The sequence below is a fragment of the Sporomusa sphaeroides DSM 2875 genome, assembly GCF_001941975.2.
Lineage (GTDB): Bacteria > Bacillota > Negativicutes > Sporomusales > Sporomusaceae > Sporomusa > Sporomusa sphaeroides.
Genome location: NZ_CP146991.1, coordinates 1,912,276 through 1,935,811 on the forward strand (window position 1 = coordinate 1,912,276; position 23,536 = coordinate 1,935,811).

27 protein-coding genes and 1 pseudogene are annotated in these 23,536 nt (G+C 44.7%); 27 read left to right on the forward strand and 1 reads right to left on the reverse strand.

Going from position 1 to position 23,536, the window contains the following annotated elements; all coding sequences use genetic code 11:
• Positions 1-5: 5 nt before the first annotated feature.
• The 27 genes and pseudogenes from SPSPH_RS08660 to SPSPH_RS23520 form a co-directional block, all read left to right on the forward strand.
• Positions 6-470, forward strand: a complete 465-nt coding sequence (locus tag SPSPH_RS08660; RefSeq protein WP_075755096.1) for a chemotaxis protein CheW — start codon at positions 6-8, stop codon at positions 468-470.
• A 33-nt stretch (positions 471-503) separates the two neighbouring features.
• Positions 504-1,124 carry a chemotaxis protein CheC gene (locus SPSPH_RS08665; RefSeq protein WP_075755098.1) on the forward strand — a complete coding sequence of 207 codons (621 nt, stop codon included), beginning with the start codon at positions 504-506 and terminating at the stop codon, positions 1,122-1,124.
• On the forward strand, positions 1,124-1,609 hold the full coding sequence (locus SPSPH_RS08670; RefSeq protein WP_075755100.1) for a chemotaxis protein CheD: 486 nt from the start codon (positions 1,124-1,126) through the stop codon (positions 1,607-1,609). Before SPSPH_RS08665 ends, SPSPH_RS08670 begins: the two co-directional genes overlap by 1 nt.
• A 14-nt stretch (positions 1,610-1,623) precedes the next feature.
• Positions 1,624-1,956: a hypothetical protein gene (locus SPSPH_RS08675; RefSeq protein ID WP_075755102.1), complete on the forward strand. Its 333-nt coding sequence runs from the start codon at positions 1,624-1,626 to the stop codon at positions 1,954-1,956.
• A gap of 20 nt (positions 1,957-1,976) precedes the next feature.
• Complete coding sequence (locus SPSPH_RS08680) at positions 1,977-2,741, forward strand: FliA/WhiG family RNA polymerase sigma factor (protein WP_075755104.1); 765 nt, start codon at positions 1,977-1,979, stop codon at positions 2,739-2,741.
• Positions 2,742-2,793: 52 nt separating this feature from the next.
• Entirely contained in the window at positions 2,794-4,416 is a 1,623-nt protein-coding gene (locus SPSPH_RS08685; protein WP_075755106.1) for a DUF342 domain-containing protein, read from the forward strand.
• A 46-nt stretch (positions 4,417-4,462) separates the two neighbouring features.
• The gene (locus tag SPSPH_RS08690) at positions 4,463-4,795 is read left to right on the forward strand and encodes a hypothetical protein (protein WP_075755108.1); all 333 of its coding nucleotides are present in this window, start codon (positions 4,463-4,465) and stop codon (positions 4,793-4,795) included.
• 18 nt (positions 4,796-4,813) lie between these two features.
• Positions 4,814-5,374, forward strand: coding sequence for a DUF6115 domain-containing protein (locus SPSPH_RS08695; RefSeq protein WP_075755110.1), 561 nt, complete (start codon positions 4,814-4,816; stop codon positions 5,372-5,374).
• A gap of 197 nt (positions 5,375-5,571) precedes the next feature.
• Positions 5,572-6,270: a 30S ribosomal protein S2 gene (gene rpsB, locus SPSPH_RS08700; protein ID WP_075755112.1), complete on the forward strand. Its 699-nt coding sequence runs from the start codon at positions 5,572-5,574 to the stop codon at positions 6,268-6,270.
• Positions 6,271-6,343: 73 nt separating this feature from the next.
• Positions 6,344-6,991: a translation elongation factor Ts gene (gene tsf, locus SPSPH_RS08705; protein ID WP_075755114.1), complete on the forward strand. Its 648-nt coding sequence runs from the start codon at positions 6,344-6,346 to the stop codon at positions 6,989-6,991.
• Between the two features lie 138 nt (positions 6,992-7,129).
• Positions 7,130-7,858 (forward strand): UMP kinase, encoded by a 729-nt coding sequence (gene pyrH, locus SPSPH_RS08710; RefSeq protein WP_075755116.1) that lies wholly within the window; start codon positions 7,130-7,132, stop codon positions 7,856-7,858.
• The gene (gene frr / locus SPSPH_RS08715; protein ID WP_075755118.1) at positions 7,855-8,415 is read left to right on the forward strand and encodes a ribosome recycling factor; all 561 of its coding nucleotides are present in this window, start codon (positions 7,855-7,857) and stop codon (positions 8,413-8,415) included. Before pyrH ends, frr begins: the two co-directional genes overlap by 4 nt.
• A 4-nt stretch (positions 8,416-8,419) precedes the next feature.
• The gene (locus tag SPSPH_RS08720; protein WP_075755120.1) at positions 8,420-8,620 is read left to right on the forward strand and encodes a hypothetical protein; all 201 of its coding nucleotides are present in this window, start codon (positions 8,420-8,422) and stop codon (positions 8,618-8,620) included.
• 3 nt (positions 8,621-8,623) lie between these two features.
• Entirely contained in the window at positions 8,624-8,794 is a 171-nt protein-coding gene (locus tag SPSPH_RS08725) for a DUF362 domain-containing protein (RefSeq protein ID WP_075755122.1), read from the forward strand.
• Between the two features lie 182 nt (positions 8,795-8,976).
• Complete coding sequence (locus SPSPH_RS08730) at positions 8,977-9,759, forward strand: isoprenyl transferase (protein WP_075755124.1); 783 nt, start codon at positions 8,977-8,979, stop codon at positions 9,757-9,759.
• Positions 9,760-9,777: 18 nt separating this feature from the next.
• Positions 9,778-10,596 (forward strand): phosphatidate cytidylyltransferase, encoded by an 819-nt coding sequence (locus tag SPSPH_RS08735; protein WP_233138928.1) that lies wholly within the window; start codon positions 9,778-9,780, stop codon positions 10,594-10,596.
• A gap of 23 nt (positions 10,597-10,619) precedes the next feature.
• Entirely contained in the window at positions 10,620-11,783 is a 1,164-nt protein-coding gene (locus tag SPSPH_RS08740; protein WP_075755126.1) for a 1-deoxy-D-xylulose-5-phosphate reductoisomerase, read from the forward strand.
• Positions 11,784-11,810: 27 nt separating this feature from the next.
• Positions 11,811-12,842: an RIP metalloprotease RseP gene (gene rseP, locus SPSPH_RS08745; protein ID WP_075755128.1), complete on the forward strand. Its 1,032-nt coding sequence runs from the start codon at positions 11,811-11,813 to the stop codon at positions 12,840-12,842.
• 14 nt (positions 12,843-12,856) lie between these two features.
• Entirely contained in the window at positions 12,857-13,927 is a 1,071-nt protein-coding gene (gene ispG, locus SPSPH_RS08750; RefSeq protein ID WP_075755130.1) for a flavodoxin-dependent (E)-4-hydroxy-3-methylbut-2-enyl-diphosphate synthase, read from the forward strand.
• A 1-nt stretch (position 13,928) separates the two neighbouring features.
• Entirely contained in the window at positions 13,929-15,644 is a 1,716-nt protein-coding gene (locus SPSPH_RS08755; protein WP_075755132.1) for a proline--tRNA ligase, read from the forward strand.
• A 258-nt stretch (positions 15,645-15,902) separates the two neighbouring features.
• Positions 15,903-16,574: an MgtC/SapB family protein gene (locus SPSPH_RS08760; RefSeq protein WP_158027057.1), complete on the forward strand. Its 672-nt coding sequence runs from the start codon at positions 15,903-15,905 to the stop codon at positions 16,572-16,574.
• A gap of 45 nt (positions 16,575-16,619) precedes the next feature.
• The gene (locus tag SPSPH_RS08765; protein WP_075755134.1) at positions 16,620-20,306 is read left to right on the forward strand and encodes a PolC-type DNA polymerase III; all 3,687 of its coding nucleotides are present in this window, start codon (positions 16,620-16,622) and stop codon (positions 20,304-20,306) included.
• A gap of 225 nt (positions 20,307-20,531) precedes the next feature.
• On the forward strand, positions 20,532-20,990 hold the full coding sequence (rimP, locus tag SPSPH_RS08770) for a ribosome maturation factor RimP (protein ID WP_075755136.1): 459 nt from the start codon (positions 20,532-20,534) through the stop codon (positions 20,988-20,990).
• Between the two features lie 25 nt (positions 20,991-21,015).
• The gene (nusA, locus tag SPSPH_RS08775; protein WP_075755138.1) at positions 21,016-22,095 is read left to right on the forward strand and encodes a transcription termination factor NusA; all 1,080 of its coding nucleotides are present in this window, start codon (positions 21,016-21,018) and stop codon (positions 22,093-22,095) included.
• Complete coding sequence (gene rnpM / locus SPSPH_RS08780; protein ID WP_075755140.1) at positions 22,092-22,355, forward strand: RNase P modulator RnpM; 264 nt, start codon at positions 22,092-22,094, stop codon at positions 22,353-22,355. Before nusA ends, rnpM begins: the two co-directional genes overlap by 4 nt.
• The gene (locus SPSPH_RS08785; RefSeq protein WP_075755142.1) at positions 22,352-22,657 is read left to right on the forward strand and encodes a L7Ae/L30e/S12e/Gadd45 family ribosomal protein; all 306 of its coding nucleotides are present in this window, start codon (positions 22,352-22,354) and stop codon (positions 22,655-22,657) included. Before rnpM ends, SPSPH_RS08785 begins: the two co-directional genes overlap by 4 nt.
• Before the next feature lie 164 nt (positions 22,658-22,821).
• A pseudogene (locus SPSPH_RS23520) lies at positions 22,822-22,962 on the forward strand (translation initiation factor IF-2 N-terminal domain-containing protein); the annotation flags it as partial.
• 147 nt (positions 22,963-23,109) lie between these two features.
• On the opposite strand, the gene SPSPH_RS23525 reads toward SPSPH_RS23520, so the two are convergent.
• Positions 23,110-23,511 carry a hypothetical protein gene (locus SPSPH_RS23525; protein ID WP_422397040.1) on the reverse strand — a complete coding sequence of 134 codons (402 nt, stop codon included), beginning with the start codon at positions 23,509-23,511 and terminating at the stop codon, positions 23,110-23,112.
• Positions 23,512-23,536: the final 25 nt, after the last annotated feature.

Sequence of the window (23,536 nt, forward strand, 5' to 3'; positions counted from 1 at the left end):
AAAGCATGTCTGAAGTAACATATTCCGGAAATGAAGTTCAACTGGTTGTATTTAAGCTGGGGCGCGAAGAATATGGTGTCAGCATTCTGCAGGTTCAAGAGATAAAGCGAAACACGGAGATTACCCGTGTGCCTCATTCTCCGGATTATATTAAAGGTGTTATGAATTTGCGCGGCAGTGTGCTGCCGGTAATTGACCTAAAGAAACGGCTTAACTTGCCGCCGCAGGATCACACCGACGATACCCGGATTATTATTATCAAAGTAGAAGACATACATGTCGGAATGATTGTTGACGCTGTATCAGAAGTAACGGCTATCGACCAAAATAGTATTGAGCCGCCACAGGCTGTGGTAGGCGGTATTGCAGCTGATTACCTGAGCGGAGTAGGAAAAGTGGATGACAGATTGTTGATCTTATTGAATACTGATGCAATTATTGGCATAGGCCAGGAAGTTAAGGCAGGATAATTATTATGTATAGATATCAAAGGGGGGGCGAGGTTGTCTGAGGATATATTAAACTTATCACCATTGCAGTTAGACGCATTGAGGGAAATTGGCAATGTGGGTGCCGGCAATGCGGCAACAGCACTATCTCAAATTATCAATAACAAAATTGATATGACGGTTCCCGAGGTATCCATTCTTCCTCTGGGGGAGGTACCTGAAGTAGTTGGCGGCCCTGATGCAATGGTTGCAGGTGTTTATCTGAGAGTGTTTGGTCCGGCGCCTGGCAGTATCTTATTTCTTCTTCCCCGTGAGAGTGCCTTTTATCTGGTTGATATGCTTATGGGCCGTACTCAGGGGGAAACTCAGCTGCTTAACTCTATGGATGAATCGGCATTGATGGAGATTGGTAATATTTTGGCAGGGGCATACTTGAATGCTTTGTCCTATTTTACTAAATTAACCTTACTCCCGTCGATTCCGGCCTTGGCTATTGATATGGCCGGTGCTATCTTAAGTGTTATTTTGATCCAACTGGGACAAATGGGTGACCATGCTCTGGTTATAGAGACAGAGTTTACCACTGAAAACGACGGTGTTAAAGGGCATTTCTTCCTTATTCCTGATCCCGGCTCCCTTAATACAATCTTGGCGGCAATCGGGGTGAAGGAATAATGGCAGAACTAATAAAAGTAGGAATGGCTGATTACAAAATTGGACGTAATCCGGCCAGCTTAATTAGTTATGGGCTAGGATCTTGTGTAGGTATTGCCTTATTTGATACAGTGGCTAAGGTAGGTGGTTTAGCACACATTATGCTGCCTGATAGTACGCAGGCACGCGCTACCGACAATCCGGCTAAATTTGCCGATACTGCTTTGCCGCTAATGTTAAGTGAGATTATTAAACTTGGGGCCGTTAAATCACGAATTACCGCCAAAATTGCCGGTGGTGCGCAAATGTTTACCTTTACCAATACTACTGATATTATGCGGGTGGGGGAACGCAATGCCGAGGCAGTACGTTTAGTTTTGAAAAAACTGGAGATAAGGCTTATTGCTGAAGATACCGGGGGCAATTATGGGCGAACAGTTGAATTAAAGCTGGATACCGGCGTATTTCGGGTAAAAACGATTGATAAAGGCGAAAAAGAACTATAATTGGAGGACGGGCTATGGCACTAAAGTTACGGGTTAGTTTATATATGGCATTTGCCGCCAGCATCTTGACTGTACTGGTTGGTGCTTTTAACACGATTGCACTGACTGCCATTTTATACCGTACATTAGTCTCGCTAGTCCTTTTTGCCGTGTTAGGATATGCATGTGGTCAATTTGCTGAGCGTTTTTTGCAAGAGAAACAAGAAACCCTGGAAGAAGCTGACCTTAAAGGTACAAATGTTGATATTGTCAGCAGTGATGAGCCTGAGGCAGAAGAGTTGCCGATTCCGGAATTTACACCCTTGAATCCTGAAAATTTTGATAATATAACAATAACGCAAAAGTAAGGATGGGAGGGTAAGCGCCAATGGCAGGTAATAATGCTGAACAGAAGGCTGCTAACACACTCAAGCTTTGGCAGGACTATCATAGCAGTAACAGAAGTCCGGAAATACGCGAGAAAATTATTGAACACTATCTGTCGCTGGTGAAATTAGTAGCAGGGCGTATTGCAGTCAGTCTTCCTCAGCATGTGGATAAAGATGACTTAATCAGTAATGGTTTTTTTGGCCTTATGGAATCAATTGAACGTTTTGATCCTGACCGGGGGGTTAAATTCGAGACTTATGCGGTAGTTCGAATCAGGGGAGCTATTCTTGATTCACTTAGAGCCCAGGATTGGATTCCGGCTACCATTAGACAAAAAGCACGTCAATATGAACAAACAGTTGCTAAATTAGAACATGCGTTAGGCCGCTCGGTAAAAGATGAAGAGATTGCTATGGCAATGAAAATTCCACTAAATGAACTTTATACGCTTATTAATCATCTAAATGCCAGCACTCTTATTCCCTTGGAAGAGTTCGCCAGAACTGAGACCGCTTCGCAGCATACGCCAAATCCTTCCCAACATATTGAAGAACAAGAAGTAAAAGAGATGTTGGCAAAAAGTATTGATAAGTTACCGGAAAAAGAACGTCTGGTAGTCAGTCTTTACTATTACGAAGGATTGACGTTAAAAGAGATTAGCCTAATACTGAAGTTATCGGAGGCACGTATTTCCCAGCTTCATACTAAAGCTATTTTCCGACTGCGTGGCGCTCTGTCAAGAGTTAAGTCGAGTTTTGTATAGATATTTATCATATAGTATGATAGTTTGAGTGCTATTGATGGGGGATAATCGTATGGAGGACAACAATCGTTTTTTAGAGCATACTGAGGAGAAACTTAGTTCACTTGACGGATATTTCAATATTGCGGCAGAAGAAGATGGTTTTTTTCTAACTGTTTATCCTCAACAAGGGACAGGCGAGCCTGTAAAAGGACCGAAAATAATTGAAGCTTTGGCAGAGCTTGGTATCGATAAGGTCGACAATGCTCTGCTTACCCGTGTTGTAAGAGAGGCATTAGGTACTCCTGTTAAAGTTGCAGAGAAACCGGTAGAAGCAGAGCCGGACATACAGATTCAAATCTCTCGTGATAAAATGGAAGCTACACTACAGGTGATTAAGCCGCAAGGCTGTCGGCCGGTTAGCATCGAAGAGGTCATGGACCGGATTAAAAATGCCGGTATTACTTACGGCGTTGATCTTACGGCAGTGGAAACAGCGTTTGCCAAGCCTGGTACTATAGTAGTTTGTGCCAACGGCTTGCGTCCGGTTGATGGAATTAATGCAAGTATTACATATCTTGTTGATTTAGAGAATAAAGGACGCCCGGCAGAGTTGGAAGACGGACGGGTTGATTTTAAAAATCTTAACATGTTTACTGTTGTCCACGCAGATGAATTACTGGCAGAAAAGGTACCGGCAACACCGGGCACAGCCGGTATGGATATTCTGGGTAATGAAGTTTTTCCTAAGCCGGGCAGGGATGTAGTATTACCGAAAGGCAAAAATGTTTATGTGGACGAAGGCCTGAAGGTGTATGCCGCTCAGGCAGGTCAGCTGGTTATGCTCAATAACAAGCTGAATGTCATACCTATGATTGAAATCAAAGCCGATGTTGATCTGTCTACAGGCAATATTGAGTTTGTTGGCAGTGTAATCGTTAAAGGATCAGTGCAAACCGGTTTTACGGTTAAAGCAGAAGGCAATGTAGAAATTGCCGGCAGTGTCAGCGGTGGTATTGTTGAAGGGAAAAATGTAGTTGTCCGTATGGGCATTCAAGGCATGAACCGGGGGTATATAAAGGCCGCCGAGAATGTAGTTTCCAAGTATATTGAAAATGCGACAGTTTATGCCGGGAAAGACGTTATTGTCAGTGATGTTGTGCTGCATAGCAAAGTAAGTGCCGCAAAACGGGTAATTGTTGAGGAACGGCGTGGTTTAATTGTCGGCGGGCAGATATCGGCCGGCGAAGAAATCAGGGCAAAGGTTATTGGAACTAATTCAGCCACCAATACCGATATCGAAGTTGGTGTAAATCCTCAGCTGCGGGAAGAATACCAGGAATTGAGAAAAGAAGTCAAAAAGATTGAACTTAACCTGGAACAAACGAAGAAAGCCCTTACTGTACTGAAAGCTATGAATCAAAATACTCTGCCGCCCGATAAGCACGAAATGCTGCTTAAATTGACAAAAGCGCAATTTCATTTAATTGGCCAGATTGAAACCATGCGTAACCGTTTGGCAGAAATCGAAATATCTTTAGAAGAAATGCGGTATGGACATGTTAAGGTGGCGGATACTGCCTATCCGGGAGTTAAATTGGTTATCGGAACATTAGTAAAACCCTTACGGGATGCCGCTAAGTTTGTTAAATTTTATGCTGAAGACGGGGAAATAAAAACAAGTTCTTATAAATAGTAATAAATGACCAATCTGCTTATATTATGATTGGGTGGGTGATATAATGAGCATCAGACCAATTGATATGCAGGTGCTTATTCCCAAAGCGACAGAAGTCGGAAAACAGCAAAATAATTTGAACCAACAAAGTACGCTGCAGCAGCAGCAATTTGCGGAAGAACTGAAAAAGACAGTACAGGTGCGCCAGCAGCAAGTGCAAGGCATGGACAAGAGTCAAGGTGGTAAAGTTGAACGGGATGAGAACCAAAAGCATAAAAAACATCCGCGTGAGTTTGCTCGCAATCATGATCAGCCAAAAGAAGCGTCTGAGCAAGAAGATCCGGAAGGTGTGGGACAGGACCCGCTGCGTGGACATATTATTGACATTAAAACCTGATATATTGGGGTGGTATACTTGCTTACAGGCGTGATTGTTTCTTTAGTAGCTGTATTACTGTTAGTTTTTTTACTGGTATATAAGAAAGAAATGATTATCAAAATGTTTATGTTGAATGTATCTGCTCCGGCAAATGAATTTTCTCAGCAGCTTGAGCAAACGGCCGATTCGATTATCAGGCGGCTGGAGGATGAATCAGCACAGCTTGAGTTACTGCTGGAAGAAGCAGAAGCGAAGATTGGCATACTTAGCCAGCAGGTGGAGTATGCCAATAAAATTATTGGACAACTGATAGAACTGGAAAATCGCCCCAATAGCGATAATTACAGGCAGGAGAGCCGGACAGAGTCTGTGAGTCATGTACCGGAGCCGACCCCGGCAATGGAGTTAGCTCCGCCTGCTGATGATATAGCTGAATTGCTTGATGATAATAAACTTGATAAAGAGCCGGTTAATATAGAAAAACACCGGCTTATTATTGCTATGGCTGATCAAGGCTATACGATTACGGAAATCGCTAAAGCCACCGGTGTGGGTAAGGGTGAGATAACCTTACTGCTGCAATTGAATAAAAAATGAACCGTTTGGTATAATAAAAACAAAAAAATGATAAAAAGTAAAAAAATATAAGGAATTTTTACTTGTTACCGGTAAGAACTTATGCTATACTATTTTTCGGTGTTATCACACACGCAATCTAATTTTGCCACTGTGCCAAAGAATGGTGACGGCAAAAAATGCGGATTGCGGCGGTAAATTAACAGGAGGTGTATCTTATGTCAGTTATTTCCATGAAACAGCTTTTGGAAGCTGGTGTGCATTTCGGCCATCAGACCAGAAGATGGAACCCCAAAATGGCCCCGTACATATTTACGGAGCGTAACGGTATCTATATTATTGACCTGCAAAAAACAGTTAAAAAGGTGGAAGAAGCGTATAATTTTGTACGTGACCTGGCTGCCCAAGGACAAACTATGTTATTTGTGGGTACGAAGAAACAAGCTCAGGAAGCTGTAAAAGAAGAAGCTATCAGATGCGACATGTTTTATGTTAATGAAAGATGGCTTGGCGGTATGCTGACCAACTTCCAAACTATTCAAAAACGTATTAACAGACTGCGTGAATTGGAAGGTATGGAAGAAAAAGGCATGTTCGAAGTATTGCCTAAGAAGGAAGTTATTACTTTACGCCACGAAATGGAACGTCTGCAAAAATTCCTTGGTGGCATTAAAAATATGCACAAACTTCCAGGTGCGCTGTTCATTATTGATCCGCGTAAAGAACGTATTGCTGTGGCTGAAGCTCGCAATCTGGGTATTCCCATTGTTGGTATTGTTGACACCAACTGCGATCCTGATGAAATTGATTATATTATTCCTGGCAACGACGATGCTATTCGTGCTGTCAAGTTGCTTACTGCAAAAGTTGCCGATGCTGTTCTGGAAGGCCGTCAAGGCGAACAGATGGCAGAGTAAACTATTATTTGCAAAATAAAGGTAAGGGGCTTTTTTGCCCTCTTACCTTTAATAATAGTTAGGGGGATTAGACATGATAACGGCTGGAATGGTTAAAGAGTTGAGAGAACGTACTGGTGCCGGTATGATGGATTGTAAAAAGGCGCTGGGTGAGACTAATGGTGATATGGAAAAGGCTGTTGATTATTTGCGGGAAAAAGGCTTGGCTGCCGCCGCAAAAAAAGCTAGCCGGATAGCTTCGGAAGGACTTGTTGAAGCTTACATACATGGGGCAGGACGCATTGGTGTTCTTCTCGAAGTTAACTGTGAGACTGACTTTGTTGCCAAAACCGATGGGTTCAAAAGTTTGGTGCGTGACATAGCAATGCAAATAGCTGCTGCTAACCCTAGCTATGTTGCCCGTGAAGAAGTGCCGGAAGAAATACTGAATCATGAAAGAGAAATTCTTCGGGCTCAGGCGCTGAACGAAGGCAAACCTGCCAACATTATCGAGAAAATGATTGGCGGCCGGTTGGAGAAATTCTATAAAGAAGCCTGCTTATTGGAACAGCCTTTCATTAAGGACCCGGATAAAACAATTAAGCAGCTTATCACAGAAAGTGTGGCTAAAATTGGCGAAAACATATCGGTTCGTCGTTTTACCAGGTACCATTTAGGTGAAGGTCTTGAGAAAAAGGCCAATGATTTTGCGGCAGAAGTAATGGCTGCTGTTAACAAATAGGAGAACACTTCGTGTTCTCTTTTTTCTCAAGCTCTAACAGAAAGTATAACTTTCTGTTAGAGCAGAACAAAAAATGTTGTGACAAATAAAGGATTTAAAGACTATTTGTAGAAATACAATCAAAGGAGGTTCTCCCGCTTGGCGAACGGTAAATACAATCGCGTTGTCTTAAAATTAAGTGGCGAAGCCTTAGCTGGCAATAAAGGTTATGGTATAGATCCAATAGTTGTCGATGCTATCGCTAAAGAAATTAAAGAAATAAAAGCAAACAATCTGGATGTAGCCATTGTTGTTGGTGGCGGAAATATTTGGCGGGGCCTGGCAGGCAGCGCTAAAGGAATGGATCGCGCTACTGCCGACTATATGGGGATGTTGGCAACTGTTATGAATGCGCTGGCCCTGCAGGATGCACTGGAGCATTGCGGCGTTGATTCGCGAGTGCAGAGCGCCATTAATATGCAGCAGGTTGCTGAGCCTTACATCCGGCGCCGGGCAATACGTCATATGGAAAAGGGACGCGTAGTTATTTTTGCCGCCGGTACGGGAAATCCCTATTTCTCTACAGATACAACTGCAGCACTCAGAGCAGCCGAAATCGAAGCAGATGTTATCTTAATGGCTAAAAAGAGTACCGATGGTGTCTATGATTCTGACCCGCGTCACAATCCTGATGCCAAGAAGTTTAAAGAACTTGAATATATTGAAGTTCTGCAGCGGGGGTTAGGGGTTATGGACTCTACTGCCACTTCATTATGTATGGATAATCAAATTCCAATTGTAGTATTTAGTATTGATGAACCCGGAAATATTTTAAAAGCAGCGCTGGGAAAAGATATAGGAACAATCGTTGGGGGAGAAAAGAAATGACAGCTAAGGAAATTCATTCTGCCCATGAAGATAAAATGAAAAAAGCTTTGGAAGCTTTGAGGAAAGAGTATGGCAGTTTGCGCGCCGGCAGGGCAAACCCTTCTCTGCTTGACAAGGTAATGGTGGATTATTATGGATCACCAACACCGGTTAATCAAGTTGCCAATATTTCAGTTCCCGAGCCCAGGATGATTATCATTCAGCCCTGGGAAAAGTCAATGCTTACTGCTATTGATAAGGCTATTCAAAAATCCGACTTAGGCTTGATGCCTAATAGTGATGGTGCCGTTATCCGTCTTGCCATTCCGCAGCTTACCCAAGAACGCCGGGCGGAAATAGTCAAGGTTATACATAAGAAAGCGGAAGAGTGCAGAGTCGCTATTCGTAATTTGCGGCGTGATGCCAATGATGCTGTTAAAAAAATAGAAAAAGACAAAGCCATTTCGGAAGATGAAGCCAAAAAGGCGCAAGATGATATTCAAAAGCTGACTGATAAATATATCAAAGAAGTGGATCAGGTAATGGCAGTAAAAGAAAAAGACATTATGGAAGTGTAACAGCTTGGATACAGTCGCGCAGCCGTTGTCTGAAGTTATTAATAAGTTGGAACAAAATGATAGCAAATATACTGTTACCATTACTAAACCTTCGCGCAATATGTTTCAGCTTGATGATACATTGTATGTTATTAGGCAGCAAGTGGATGCTGATGGAATTTATCATTTAATTGCTGCTGCTAAAATGGGAAAGGAGGTGTTTTAATTAATGGCTTACAAAATTACAGATGAGTGTGTTGCCTGTGGTTCCTGTGCGGCTACCTGCCCGGTTGGCGCTATTCAAGAAGGTGAACCCATCTACAGCATCAACGAAGAATGTGTTGACTGTGGTTCTTGTGCAGAGGTTTGCCCAACTGGTGCAATTGTAGCTCCGGAATAATTTAAATCCCCCTCGCAAGAGGGGGTTTAAATTTGATATCTGTTGGCTAATTTTACTAGTAGTCTGCCAAGTCTAAAGCCACAGGATGGATAAAAACACTGTGGATTTTGGCTTGGCGGACTACTATATTCTGGAGATAATTTGGTCATAACTATAGCTAAAGCTTAGCGGAGGATTATAGTGTGTGGATGAAGTGGTTTAGCAAAAAGCATACTCTTAAACAAAACGATTATAATGATATTGATCCCACAAGACTCCCGCGTCATGTGGCTATAATCATGGATGGCAATGGACGCTGGGCGCAGAAAAAAGGGTTGCCGCGGACCCTTGGTCATCGGGCCGGGGCGGAAACCCTGCGGGAAATTGTAAAGACCGCTTCCGAAATAGGTATACAAGTCCTTACTGCATATGCCTTTTCTACGGAGAACTGGCGGCGGCCGGCTGATGAAGTCAGTTTGTTAATGAGTCTGCTGTCTGATTATCTTGATAATGAGCTTGCCGAATTAGATGAAAATAATGTGCAAGTAAGATTTATCGGTCATACAGGGGATTTGGCCCTCAATTTGCAAAAAAAAGTTGAAAAAGCTCAGACGCTTACAGCTCATAACACAGGATTGATTTTAAATCTGGCCGTAAACTACGGGGGCCGGGCTGAGTTGACGCGCGCTGTTAAGATAATTAGTGAAAAAGTGTTACGGCGGGAGTTAGACCCGGAAGATATCAATGAAACAATTATTGAAGAACATTTATATACTGCCAATTTGCCGGCTCCGGATTTATTGATCAGGCCGAGCGGAGATTTTCGCATTAGCAATTTTTTGTTATGGCAAATGGCATATACTGAGTTTTGGTTTACGGAAATTCACTGGCCGGATTTCAAATCAGAAGATCTGCTGCAGGCTGTTCGCGATTATCAGCAACGGGATCGAAGATTTGGTGGTATAAAAAATACGAATAAACGGTAGGTGCCTATATTGCTTGGAATGCGTATTTTGACAGCAGCTATTGGAATACCGATAGCCATATACATTATTAATTATGGTGCATGGCTGTTTGCTGCCGCGGTAATACTGCTGGCACTCTTGGCCTGGCATGAGTTTTATAAAATGATGCAGGCAAAGGATATCCAGGTTCACTGCGGGATTGGTCTTATGGGGGTCATATTAGTTTTGGGCTGTGCGTGGTTGGGTAATGCGCAGGAACTGGTTATGGTTATATTGCTGGTTGTGTTGGCGACTATCGCCAAATCAGTGGTTTCCCATGCGAAATTTGGCATGACGGATGCCGCCTTTACTGTGTTGGGAACACTATATATCAGTTTGCCGTTTGCGCATTTGCTGCTGCTGCGCTTTGCCAGCCCCCATGAATATATACAAACCGCATTGGGCGCCTTATCGGTCGGTGCAGCTTATCTTTGGCTGGCTTTCATCGGTACCTGGGCTAGTGACACGCTGGCTTATTTTGTTGGTTCCACGCTGGGGCGGCATAAATTGTGTCCGGCTATCAGCCCTGGTAAAACCTATGAGGGAGCAATAGGCGGTTTAATCGGCAGTATTGCCGGTGTCAGTATTATGGGATGGGTGAGTGGATTGCCGCTGGTCCATACCCTGCTCTTAGGTCTTTTGGTAGGTCTTGCAGCTCCGCTCGGTGATCTGGCAGAATCGGCGCTTAAAAGATTTTCCGGAGTAAAAGACTCCGGCAATGTTTTGCCAGGACATGGCGGCGTACTTGACCGCTTTGATGCCATTATGTTTACCGTTCCGGTGGTCTACTATTACATAAGAACATTTGTCGGCTATTAGAAATTTAGACAGGAGTTCCACAGATGAAGCATATTGCAATTTTAGGAAGTACCGGCTCCATTGGTACTCAGGCTTTGGACGTAATTGCTGCTAACCCTGATAAATATAATGTAACAGTGTTGGCTGCCTATCATAATGAACAGCTGCTACAAGAGCAGATAGAATATTTCAAACCCCAATTAGCGGTGCTAATTGATAAACAAGCAGCTGACCGTCTGGCTGCTTCCTATCGCGGGCCAACCCAAATCGTAACCGGTGAAGAGGGGCTCTTAGAAGCTGCTGTTTTTCACCAGACAGATACCGTTTTGACCTCACTGGTTGGCTTCGCCGGTCTTAAGCCAACGATTGCTGCCATCAAAGCTAAAAAAAACATTGCTCTGGCTAACAAAGAAACGCTGGTAGCCGCCGGTCAGTTAGTTATGGCTTTGGCGAAAGACTATAATGTCAGCGTTTATCCGGTTGACAGCGAACATAGCGCGATTTTTCAGTGTTTGCAGGGCGAAAACAATAAACACATTGGCCGGATTATTTTAACGGCGTCAGGCGGCCCGTTCCGGGGGCGTACCGCCAAGGAACTAGCTCATGTTACCGTCGAGGATTGCCTGAAACATCCTAATTGGTCTATGGGACGTAAAATCACAATTGATTCAGCAACTTTGGCTAATAAAGGGTTGGAAGTGATTGAAGCCAAATGGCTCTTTGGTGTGGCTTATGATCAAATTGATGTTTGTGTTCATCCTCAGAGTATTATTCATTCTATGGTGGAATTTATTGATGGCAGTGTCATGGCCCAATTGGGAATGCCGGATATGCGTCTGCCAATTCAGTATGCGTTGTCTTATCCTGAACGCATACCCTCCAAATTTCCACGGCTTGATTTGACTGCTTTGTCGGCGTTGACCTTCACTGAACCTGATACAGGCAATTTTCCGGCATTAAAGCTGGCTTATACTGCGGGGAACAAGGGCGGAACCATGCCTTGTGTCTTCAATGCTGCCAATGAAGTGGCTGTGTATGCATTTTTACAGGGCAAAATTGGTTTTCTTGATATTGCACAGATTATAAGTTATACTATGGAAATACATTCACTTGTTACCACTCCAGATTTGGAGCAAATATATGCAGCAGATACATGGGCGCGCCAATGTGCGGTCCAGGCAGTGAGTGACCTTGGCAGGAAGGCCTAACCAAATACATGAAGGGGTGGTAAAGATTTGTCTACCGTTATTGCAACCATATTTGTTTTCGGTTTATTAATCCTAGTCCATGAGCTTGGTCATTTTATTACTGCGAAGAGCGTGGGAATGAGGGTGGATGAATTTGCTATCGGCTTCGGACCAAAGCTAATAAGCAAAAAAATTGGAGAAACCATATACTCTCTTCGCATCATACCACTAGGCGGCTATAATAAAATTGCCGGTATGGATCCTGATGAAGAACAGGATGAACGTTCTTTCAGCGCGAAGCCTATCTGGGCCAGAATGCTGGTTATTGTGGCCGGTTCTGCCATGAATCTGGTTTTGCCGGTTGTTTTGCTGTTCATCGTATTTGTCAGTGCCGGCATCGACACTCCTTCCAATCAGCCAATCATCGGCAAGATTTTTCCGGATAAGCCGGCCGCTATGGCTGGTTTGCTGCCGGGGGATAAAGTATCGGCGGTAAATGGCACCCCGATTGAATCCTGGCGTGACTTTGTCAGTGTAATCCAATCACATGCGGGAGCGAATCTCACGATAACCTATGCCCGAGGTTCTGAACAAGACAAAACAGCGATATTGACGCCTGAATATGATGAAAGTACTAAGCGGGGGATTATTGGTGTCATGCCGCTAATTAATAAGTATCAGCCAGGAGTGGTTGAGGCTATTGGTCTGGCGGGCAAACAAACCTTGTTTGTCGCGCAAAGTATGGTAGTTGGCATTGCCGAGATGATTACCGGTAAAGCGGCTGCCGATGTCGCCGGACCCATTGGTGTAGCACAGATGGCAGGAGAAGTGGCCCAGCTTGGCATCATTCCGTTACTGCAATTTGCTGCTTTTTTAAGTATTAATTTAGGCCTGATTAATCTGCTGCCGGTGCCGGTACTGGATGGAGGGCATGTTGTCACCCTGGCGGTGGAAGGTCTCAGAGGCAAACCGCTAAATAGAAACCAAATGCAATTTATCCAGATGATTGGGTTTGCATTACTCATGCTCCTGTTTGTGGTGGCAACCTTCAAAGATATATCGCGATTAAAATTGTTTTAAGCTGGTGATGAAGTATGCAGCGCAAGCAAACGCGGCCAATCCAAATTGACAAAATTACGGTAGGTGGCGGTGCGCCTATCTCAATACAATCAATGACAAATACCCGTACCGACAATGTTCCGGAAACGGTAGCACAAATTAAGCGGCTGCTTGACGCCGGGTGTGATATTGTTCGCATTGCCGTGCCTGACATGAATGCCGCCCAGGCGATAGCAGCAATCAAAGCGGCGGTCGAGGTACCACTGATTGCCGATATTCATTTTGACTACCGTCTGGCTCTCGCTGCCATCGAGCACGGTGTTAACGGCCTGCGCCTGAATCCCGGAAATATCGGCGACGCTGACCAGGTAGCCGCTGTTGTTAAAGCCGCTAAAAAGCGGCGAACTCCCATTCGTATCGGGGTTAACGCCGGCTCACTAAGTAAGGAGATGCTTGCCAGACATGGCGGGAGTCCGACAGCAGAAGCTATGGTGGAAAGCGCGCTAAAGCATATCCGTATATTAGAGAAGCATAATTTTAATGACATTAAAATATCGCTGAAGGCCCATGATGTACCGCTAACGATCCGCGCCTATCAGCTGATGTCGGAAGCGGTGGATTACCCTTTGCATCTTGGCATAACCGAGGCTGGAACAGTGCGGTCAGGTGTCATTAAATCGGCAGTAGGAATCGGAGCGCTATTGGCCCAGGGGATTGGTGATACCCTCAGAGTATCGTTAACCGGCGACCCTGTAGAAGAAATTCATGTGGCCAATGAAATTCTTAAGTCACTTGGACTGCGGCAATATGGCCCCACGCTGGTATCTTGTCCCACCTGCGGCCGCTGCCAGATTAATTTGGTAGATATTGCCGAAATGGTGGAAGATAAGCTGAAACTGTTTAAAAAGCCCATTACTGTAGCCGTAATGGGGTGTGTGGTAAATGGACCAGGTGAAGCAAAAGAAGCTGATGTTGGTATTGCCGGGGGCAAAGGCGAGGGCCTGTTGTTCAGTAAAGGCAAGATTATCCGTAAAGTGCCGGAAGACGAACTCATAAGTGCATTATTTGCTGAAATTGACAAACTTAATAAGGAGGCTAACAACTAACATGCGTGTTTCCCAATTATTTGCACCAACGTTAAGAGAAACTCCGGCTGAAGCCGAAGTAATAAGCCATCAATTAATGCTCAGGGCTGGCTTTATTCGTAAAGCTGCCGGTGGAATTTATTCGTACCTGCCATTGGCGTGGCGTGTCTTAAAAAAAATTGAAGCCATTGTGCGCGAAGAGATGGCTGCAAAAGGCGGTCAGGAACTGGCAATGCCAATTATCCAGCCGGCCGAAATGTGGCAGGAAACTGGCCGGTGGAGTGTTTATGGTGATGAAATGTTTCGTCTCAAAGACCGTCACAACCGCAATTTCTGCTTAGGCCCTACCCATGAAGAACTGATTACCACCCTTGTTCGTGGTGACGTACGCTCCTATCGTCAACTGCCACTCCTGCTTTATCAGATTCAGAATAAATACCGCGATGAAATCAGACCCCGGTTTGGCCTTATGCGGGGACGGGAATTTATCATGAAGGATCTGTATTCATTTGACCGTGATGAGGCAGGCCTTGATGAAAGCTATAACAAAATGTATGATGCTTATTCCCGGATATTTACCCGCTGCGGGCTGAGCTTCCGTGCGGTAGAAGCCGATTCAGGCGCTATCGGCGGCAGTGGTTCACACGAGTTTATGGTAATTGCCGATTCCGGGGAAGCAGGCATTGTGTACTGCGGCGGCTGTGAATATGCCGCTAATGTTGAAAAAGCTGAACTGCATCCCATCAGTGCGGCAGCCGAGGAAAGCATGCCGTTGACGGAAAAAGATACGCCGGATACGAAAACCATTGCCGCACTCAGCCAGTTCCTGGGGGTAAGCCCGGAAAAGACAATTAAGACACTGGCTTATAGCACCGATAAAGGTGAGATTGTCCTGGCACTGGTACGCGGTGACCATGAAGTAAACGAAATTAAACTGCTAAATAAAGTTGGCTGCCTGCACCTTGAAATGGCTAACGAAGAAGCTATTGCCAGTGTTGTTGGCAGTAAAGCCGGATATATTGGTCCTGTTGGCCTGGCGGACAAAAAGGATATTATTATTGTAGCCGATGCTACTGTTATGAATATGCATAATGCCGTGTGCGGTGCCAATAAGCCTGATGCACATTATATCAATGTTAATCCCGGCCGTGACTTTAAGGCGTCGATTGTTACCGATATCCGCTTGATTCAGGAAAGTGATCCGTGCCCCCGCTGCGGCGCTCCGATTAAAACGGCACGGGGGATTGAGGTTGGTCAGGTATTTAAGCTATTCACTAAATACAGTACAGCTTTGCAGACTACCTTTATTGATGACGATGGTAAAGAGAAGCCCATGGTAATGGGTTGTTACGGGATAGGGGTCAGCCGTACCATGGCGGCAGCCATTGAACAAAATTACGATCAAAACGGTATTATCTGGCCTGTACCTATTGCACCGTTCCATGCCGTAGTTGTTCCCGTCAGCACCAAAGATCAACTGCAAATGGCTTTGGCTGAGAAAATATACGGTGAGTTAAACGCCAGCGGCGTAGAAGCCGTACTGGATGACCGCAATGAGCGTCCTGGTGTTAAATTTAAGGATGCCGATCTTATTGGCTATCCGGTAAAAGTCACAGTTGGTCCCAAAGCCATCAGTGACAATCTAATTGAAGTTAAAGTGCGGCGTACCGGCGAGACACTCTATTTTGGACCTGAAGAATATGTAGCAGGTATCAAAACATTGCTGGCTAAACTGTAATTATATATTCCACAATGCTGCGCCGGCGTTTGACTTGTCTTTTGCCGGCACACCATCTGTTTGTAAAAAAAATTTAACGCGGTATATATTATATAGAAGCAGCTTTTTCATAAAAAAGCGTGATACCGGTGATCACGCTTTTTTTCCTAACGGAAAGTATAACTTTTTTAAGAGCAGCATCGGCTTTCATCGTCGCCAGGCCCGGCGCAAGCCGTGTTTTCTTTATTAGCGGCTGCAAGTAATGGGAGGTGGGAGAGAGTGGCTCCAATCAGTGAAATAGATATTGTTTTACGGTTGGTTATCTCATGTCTGCTTGGCGGCTTGATTGGATTTGAACGCGAAAGCCTGGATAGGCCGGCCGGTTTGCGTACCCATATTTTGGTGTGTGTGGGTTCGACATTAATGATGCTGGTATCTATTTACGGTTTCACCGGCATTGAGACGGTCAATAAGGACCCTGGACGAATCGCTGCGCAAGTGATTAGTGGGATTGGCTTCTTAGGTGCAGGTACTATTCTGAGAGAAGGCTTGACTGTTACAGGCCTTACTACGGCAGCCAGTCTATGGGTGGTAGCAGGGATTGGTCTGGCAATTGGAGCAGGTCTCTTTTTTACCGGTATTGCCGGTACGGCCTTGGTATTTTTGACCTTAGTATTTTTTGGGCAAGTGGAACGCCGCCACTGGACCAGTAAATCACGGGATAAAATTAAGTTGATTATCCGTGATCAGCCTGGACAGCTTGGGCAGGTAGGTATGTTTTTTGGACAACATGGTATTGGTATCCACAATATAACCATGCACCATATACATGAACAAAAAGTGATAAAATTAGAGTTTGCCTTAACAATTCCGCCAGATGCCGATATGGTACGGATTTTCTCGGAACTTACAGAAATTGATGGTGTGATTTCTATTGAAAAACCGTGGTAAAATATATAGAATATCTGTGACCTGTTATTGATGGGGAGAGGTTAAATGCCTAGTTATTGTGTTATACCTGAAAATTGCCAAAGCTTTTTTCAATTTGTGGAGCGGCTACCGCTGGATTCGGCTAGTCAGCAACTATTAAAAACAGCTCAAGTTAAAAAAGTGGAAGTAAATCCCAGTGCAAAGACCTGGGCAATACATATAACTACAGCCAAACTTGTTGCCGGGCAGGCGCTTGATACGCTGGCGGCACAGCTGTGTCAGCAGTGCGGTTTAGCTAACGTTATTTTTAGCCAGCAGGTCAGGGATGTAAAACAGTATCTGACTGAGAATTGGTCCCAATTTGTTGAACAGGTTGCACGGGGACATTATGGTACAAAACATTTACTATTAAGTGCCTCCGACTCCTGGTCTTATGACGAAGAAACCCTTACCATTGAAACTATGGGCGGTTTGTCAACGGCTATTTTGGCTGAGCGTGGGGTGGAACAGGCGATTAAGTCCTTTATCCTGCAAGAGTTTGGCCGTAGCTCTGAGGTCAGGTTTATCCATTCAATTATTGAAGAAACAGTTGAATGTGATGATGCGCTGTTAACGCCTGAATACCGGGAAGCTCTCACAGAAGCAGCGTCGCCGCAGGATAAACCTAAAGCAAGTGATAGTCCTATTATATTTGGCCGCAACATTCGGGGCGCTGCCGGTGCTGGGCAACCGATAAATGCCATCCAGGAAGAAGCACGCAACGTAATACTTACCGGGCAAATCATTAATCATGAATTGAAGGAGTTAAAGTCGGGGCGTTTTCTGCTGACATTTGACCTTGTTGATTCGACTGATGGTATTAGCGGCAAAGTATTTTTTGATAATAAAGAGCAATTCGATAAGACTAGCGGGCTGATTAAGAAGGGGATGCTGGTGACCGTTAAGGGCACTGTGCAATATGATAAATTTGCCAATGAACTAACATTGTTTGCCGACAGCATGTGCCGGGCGGAAAAAGCCCCTGAACGCCAGGACAATGAACCTGTTCGCCGGGTTGAACTGCATGCCCATACCCGCATGAGTGCGCTGGATGCTGTTGTATCTGCCAAAAGCCTGATAAAAACAGCGGCAAAATGGGGGCATCCGGCCATTGCCATTACCGACCATGGGGTGGTCCAAGCCTTTCCCGAGGCATATGAAGAGGCTGTTAGTGCCGGCATTAAAGTGATTTATGGTATGGAAGGCTATCTCTTTGAGGATGATATTAACCAAGCCCGCCATATTATTATTTTAGCGAAAAACAATATCGGACTTCGTAACTTATATCGACTGGTTTCGATATCCCATTTGCGGTATTTGCACCGTACACCGCGTATTCCCCGGGCTATACTGGATGAACACCGGGAAGGACTATTATTAGGTTCAGCGTGTGAAGCCGGTGAATTAATTCATGCTATGGTTCAAGGTGCCAGTGAAGAAGAATTAATTAAGATTGCCAACTATTATGATTATCTTGAGATTCAGCCTACAGGTAATAATGAATTTTTACTGCGAAAAGGAAAAATTGCCGATGAAGAAGGGCTGCGCGACATCAACAGGCAGGTCTGCACCATTGGTGCCAAACTGGGAAAATTAGTAGTTGCCACCTGTGACGTGCATTTTTTAAATCCGGAAGATGAAATATACCGCCGCATCCTCATGGCCGGACAGGGGTATGATGACGCTGATAAGCAGCCGCCGCTTTTTTTCCGGACAACGGCCGAGATGCTGGCAGAGTTTAATTACCTCGGAACCGATAAAGCCTATGAAGTAGTGGTAGAAGCTCCGCTTAAGATTAATGGGCTTATCGAATCGGTCAAACCCATTCCCGAGGAATTATATTCACCGCAGATTCCCGGTGCTGAGGAAGAAATCAAGCTCATGTCCTATCAAAAGGCCGAATCGCTCTATGGAACTCCGCTTCCCGAACTTGTGGCCAAACGCCTTGAATATGAGCTTAACTCGATAATCAATAATGGTTTTGCCGTATTATATCTGATTGCGCATAAGCTTGTGAAAAAATCAATGGATGACGGTTATCTTGTAGGCTCAAGGGGCTCTGTCGGCTCATCCTTTGTAGCTACCATGACAGGGATAACCGAAGTAAATCCCCTGCCGCCGCATTGGCGCTGCTCACACTGTCAATACAGTGAATTCATAACCGACGGCAGTTATGGCGGTGGTTTTGATCTGCCGGATAAAGAATGTCCACACTGTCAAATCAGGATGGAGAAAAACGGGCATGATATTCCCTTTGCGGTGTTTATGGGCTTTCATGGCGACAAAGTTCCCGATATTGATCTTAACTTTTCCGGTGATTACCAACCGGTGGCGCATAAATACACAGAAGAGTTGTTTGGTCGTGATAATGTATTTAGAGCAGGCACCATTGCCACAATCGCTGAAAAAACAGCATACGGCTTTGTTAAAAATTACTTAAATGAAAAAGGCCAAGTGGCTCGTAATGCCCACATAAACCGTTTGCTTGACGGTTGTACCGGTGTAAAAAGAACCACAGGACAACATCCGGGCGGAATTATGGTTGTGCCGCGGGATATGGATGTGCATCATTTTACGCCGATTCAATATCCGGCAGATGACAAAAACTCTTCGACAATTACCACCCATTTTGATTATCATTCGATCAGCAGCCGGTTGGTCAAGCTTGATATTCTGGGCCATGACGATCCGACAGTAATAAAAATGCTGGAAGACTTAACCGGTATTGATGCAAAAACCATCCCGTTTGATGATCAGACAACAATGAGCCTGTTTTCCTCAACAGAGGCTGTAGGGCTTACCCCTGCACAACTGGGCAGTACGGTTGCTACTTTCGGCATACCGGAATTTGGCACTAAGTTTGTGCGGCAAATGCTGGAAGATACCAAGCCTAAGACCTTTAGTGAATTGGTGCGGATAAGCGGTTTTTCCCATGGTACTGACGTGTGGCTCAATAACGCGCAAGACCTTATCAGAAATGGCACGGCAAAATTGTCAGAAGCCATTTCTGCACGGGATGACATTATGGTTTATCTCATCCATAAAGGCGTTGATCCGCAGGTGGCTTTCAAAATTATGGAAGGCGTACGTAAAGGAAAAGGCGTAAAACCTGATGATGTTGAGAAAATGCGGGCCAAAGACGTTCCTGAGTGGTACATAGAGTCCTGTCAAAAAATAAAATATATGTTTCCCAAAGCGCATGCTGTGGCTTATGTTATGATGGCCTTCCGGATAGCCTATTGTAAGATACATCATCCTTTGGCCTTTTACGCCTCGTATTTTACGGTTAGAGCCACTGAATTTGATGCTGATTTAATCGTCAAAGGTGATAAAGCAATTAAGGCTGAGCTTACGGCGCTGGAAGAAAAGGGCAATGCTTTGTCGGCTAAAGAAAAAAGCACTCATACCATTTTGGAAATGGCATATGAGATGTATTTGCGCGGTTTTGGCTTTCGGCGGGTTGACCTATACCAATCAGATGCGTCAAAATTTCAGCTGGTGGACAATGGTCTTTTGCCGCCGCTGGGATCTTTGCAGGGAGTAGGAGTATCAGCTGCCCAAAACATTGTAGCTGCCAGGCAGGGTAAGCCTTTTTCATCAATTGAAGATCTGCGGTCCCGCAGCCGGGTTTCGAAAACTGTTATTGATATTCTGAAAACCCATGGATGTTTAGAGGGGCTTGATGACAGTGACCAAACTCAATTGTTTGCCTGATAATTAAAATTGATTAAGTCGGTTGTAAGATTACCATTTTAATGGTATAATAATTGCAGTATAAAAGTATTTGACTTTTTAAGAGTGGGTACCGGCACCCACTCTTTCATCGTATTTCAGCACTAATCAATCTTAGGGTATGAGGGGTAAGAGATTAGGCAAGAATAAAAAGCAGGAACTGTTGCGGCCGGCTTGAGCCGTTGAAGCGGAGGTGTTATAAAAATCATGTCTAAAGAGAAAATAGAATCAGTTGTTGAAAAACTTGTTTCCGACATTATTGCCGATAGTAAGCTTGAATTGGTTGATGTTGAATATGTAAAAGAGCACGACTGGTATCTCAGAGTCTTCTTGGATAAAGAATCAGGTATTGAGATTGATGATTGTCAATGGGTGAGCGAGCAGCTTGAGGCTAAGCTGGATGAAAGTAATTTGATTAAAGATCATTATTATCTTGAAGTATCTTCCCCCGGTCTTGATCGTCCGCTCAAAAAGGAGCGTGATTTTGTCCGTCATGCCGGTGATAAGGTAGAAGTAAAAACCTATGAGGCCATTAATGGACAAAAAGTGCTTGTGGGAAACCTGCTTGGTTTAATTGATGGAGAAGTCCGGATTGATATCGCGGGACAAATTGTGAATATTCCGCGGGAAAAAGCTGCGCAGATCAGATTACATATAGAGTTTTAGCAACAATTGAATAGGGGGGAATTGTATGAACGCTGAATTTATGCAGGCATTTGAACAATTGGGGAAAGAAAAAGGCATTGCGCCGGAAGTTTTGTTTGATGCCATAGAAGCCGCTTTGATCTCAGCCTATAAACGTAACTTCGGTTCGGCACAAAATGTAAGAGTTTCTTTGGATAGAACTACCGGTGAAATACATGTTTATGCCCGGAAGAATGTGGTTGAGGATGTAAGTGATGCACGTCTTGAACTGTCTTTAAAGGAAGCTAAGGCTATTGATCCGCGCTATGAGCTTGAAGATGTGGTTGAATTAGAAGTTACGCCCAAAAACTTCGGCAGAATTGCAGCACAAACAGCTAAGCAGGTTGTTGTGCAACGTATTAGGGAAGCCGAGCGGGGTATGATTTATGAGGAATTTTCCAATCGGGAAAGTGATATTGTAACAGGTATTGTTCAGAGAATTGAACAAAAAAATGTATTTATTGACTTGGGCAAAGCGGAAGCTGTTTTAGCACCTTCTGAACAAATTCCTGATGAAATATATAAACACGCCGACAGATTGAAGACCTATATAGTAGAAGTAAAGAAAACCACCAAAGGGCCCCAAATACTTGTATCCCGAACCCATCCAGGATTATTGAAGCGCTTGTTTGAACTGGAAGTGCCTGAAATTCACGATGGGGTTGTTGAGATAAAATCAGTAGCCAGGGAACCCGGCCTACGATCGAAGATCGCCGTCTACTCCCGTGATGAGACAGTGGATCCTGTAGGTTCCTGTGTAGGCCATAAAGGTATGCGGGTACAGACTATTGTTAACGAGTTAAAAGGCGAAAAAATAGATATAGTTAAATGGAATGCTGATCCGGCAAAATATATAGCCAATGCCTTGAGTCCTGCCCGAGTACTTTCTGTAGATATTCAGGAAGCGGAAAAAATGTCAAGAGTAGTTGTTCCAGACTATCAACTCTCACTGGCTATTGGCAAAGAAGGACAGAACGCACGACTGGCAGCTAAGCTTACTGGTTGGAAAATTGATATTAAGAGTGAATCACAAGCAGCTCAGGCATCAGTTTCACCATTAAGCTCAGCGCAGGAGGAGTTTGAGTGAAAGCCAAAAAGATTCCGTTTAGAATGTGCGTTGGCTGTCAGACCATGAAATCAAAAAAAGAATTGCTGCGGGTGGTCAGAACTCCGGACGGAGAAGTGATACTTGATCCTACCGGCAAAAAAGCCGGACGGGGTGCGTATATGTGCCCGTGTGAGCAATGTTTGACAAAAGCTTTTAAGGAAAAACGCCTGGAAAAGGCGCTTAAACATCAGATTGATGAAGCTGTTTATAATGCGCTGAGGGCCGGGGTTACCGAATGAACGAAAAGAACCTTATGTCGCTTCTGGGATTGGCGCAGAAGGCCGGCAAGATAGTCTCAGGTGATTTTGCGGTTCAGGGTGCTATCAAATCAGGCAAGGCCAGAATGCTGATTGTGGCAAACAATGCATCTGATGCTACGAAAAAAGAGTATCAGTATCAAGCAGAATCCAGGGATATCGTTATCTATTATGCCTTGTCAAAAGAACAACTGGGTGGTGCAATCGGCAAAGCACTACGGGCGGCAGTGGTCATTACCGATAATGGTTTTGTCAAACCGTTAGTCCGGGCGTTAGAAGAGTAAGCTATATCTCCGCTGACTGACCTGTTCGAACTTCCAGCTTCTGCAAGTGGGAGGTAAAGCGGGAAGTCCGGGATTGAGGAGATTAACCTTGTGGCAGGAGTAAAACCTCACTTCAAGGTAAGTCGATTTTATCCGTGGGGGAGAAAGAAAATGGGGGTGGATCAATGTCCAAATACAGAGTATATGAATTAGCCAAAGAATATAATACTACCAGTAAAGTTATTATAGATATTTTAGGTCGCCATAATATTACTGCCAAGAATCATATGAGCAGTGTTGATGAGGATGCAAAGGTCGCAATTGATAGAACGTTTGCCCGTAAAACAGGAGAGCCTAATCCGGGTACGCCTGTCCGCACTGCGCAGTCATCCCAGCCTGCCGCACCGGCTGAACAACGGGTATCGCAGCCTGCAGCCGCTAATGCCGTACCGGCTGCTCATTCTCACCAGCCGTCAAACAGGCCGAATCAGAGTGGGCAGCAACAGAACAGACCGGTCCGCAGCAATCAGTCGCAGAGCAGACCGGGTGTCAATAGCCAGCAGCCGCAGAATCGACCGGGTACCAATAGCCAGCAGCCGCAGAATCGACCGGGTACCAATAGCCAACAGCAACAGAACAGACCGGGTTATAATAACCAACAGCAACAGAACAGACCGGGTTATAATAACCAGCAGCAACAAAACAGACCGGGCTTCAATAATCAGCAACAACAGAACAGGCCGGGCTTTAGTAATCAGCAGCAGCAAAATAGACCGGGCTATAATAATCAGCAACAGCAGAACAGACCGGGTACCAATAACCAGCAGCAACAGAACAGACCCGGCTTTAATAACCAGCAGCAGCGTCCACCGCAAAGGCCACAGACTCCTATGCAACAGT

What these genes read in the sequence shown, in the direction of transcription:
- SPSPH_RS08660 (WP_075755096.1), top strand. Translation starts at nt 6, where the DNA reads ATGTCTGAAGTAACATATTCCGGAAATGAAGTTCAACTGGTTGTATTT.
- SPSPH_RS08670 (WP_075755100.1), top strand. Translation starts at nt 1,124, where the DNA reads ATGGCAGAACTAATAAAAGTAGGAATGGCTGATTACAAAATTGGACGT.
- SPSPH_RS08675 (WP_075755102.1), top strand. Translation starts at nt 1,624, where the DNA reads ATGGCACTAAAGTTACGGGTTAGTTTATATATGGCATTTGCCGCCAGC.
- SPSPH_RS08680 (WP_075755104.1), top strand. Translation starts at nt 1,977, where the DNA reads ATGGCAGGTAATAATGCTGAACAGAAGGCTGCTAACACACTCAAGCTT.
- SPSPH_RS08685 (WP_075755106.1), top strand. Translation starts at nt 2,794, where the DNA reads ATGGAGGACAACAATCGTTTTTTAGAGCATACTGAGGAGAAACTTAGT.
- SPSPH_RS08690 (WP_075755108.1), top strand. Translation starts at nt 4,463, where the DNA reads ATGAGCATCAGACCAATTGATATGCAGGTGCTTATTCCCAAAGCGACA.
- rpsB (WP_075755112.1), top strand. Translation starts at nt 5,572, where the DNA reads ATGTCAGTTATTTCCATGAAACAGCTTTTGGAAGCTGGTGTGCATTTC.
- tsf (WP_075755114.1), top strand. Translation starts at nt 6,344, where the DNA reads ATGATAACGGCTGGAATGGTTAAAGAGTTGAGAGAACGTACTGGTGCC.
- frr (WP_075755118.1), top strand. Translation starts at nt 7,855, where the DNA reads ATGACAGCTAAGGAAATTCATTCTGCCCATGAAGATAAAATGAAAAAA.
- SPSPH_RS08725 (WP_075755122.1), top strand. Translation starts at nt 8,624, where the DNA reads ATGGCTTACAAAATTACAGATGAGTGTGTTGCCTGTGGTTCCTGTGCG.
- SPSPH_RS08735 (WP_233138928.1), top strand. Translation starts at nt 9,778, where the DNA reads ATGCGTATTTTGACAGCAGCTATTGGAATACCGATAGCCATATACATT.
- SPSPH_RS08740 (WP_075755126.1), top strand. Translation starts at nt 10,620, where the DNA reads ATGAAGCATATTGCAATTTTAGGAAGTACCGGCTCCATTGGTACTCAG.
- ispG (WP_075755130.1), top strand. Translation starts at nt 12,857, where the DNA reads ATGCAGCGCAAGCAAACGCGGCCAATCCAAATTGACAAAATTACGGTA.
- SPSPH_RS08755 (WP_075755132.1), top strand. Translation starts at nt 13,929, where the DNA reads ATGCGTGTTTCCCAATTATTTGCACCAACGTTAAGAGAAACTCCGGCT.
- SPSPH_RS08765 (WP_075755134.1), top strand. Translation starts at nt 16,620, where the DNA reads ATGCCTAGTTATTGTGTTATACCTGAAAATTGCCAAAGCTTTTTTCAA.
- rimP (WP_075755136.1), top strand. Translation starts at nt 20,532, where the DNA reads ATGTCTAAAGAGAAAATAGAATCAGTTGTTGAAAAACTTGTTTCCGAC.
- nusA (WP_075755138.1), top strand. Translation starts at nt 21,016, where the DNA reads ATGAACGCTGAATTTATGCAGGCATTTGAACAATTGGGGAAAGAAAAA.
- SPSPH_RS08785 (WP_075755142.1), top strand. Translation starts at nt 22,352, where the DNA reads ATGAACGAAAAGAACCTTATGTCGCTTCTGGGATTGGCGCAGAAGGCC.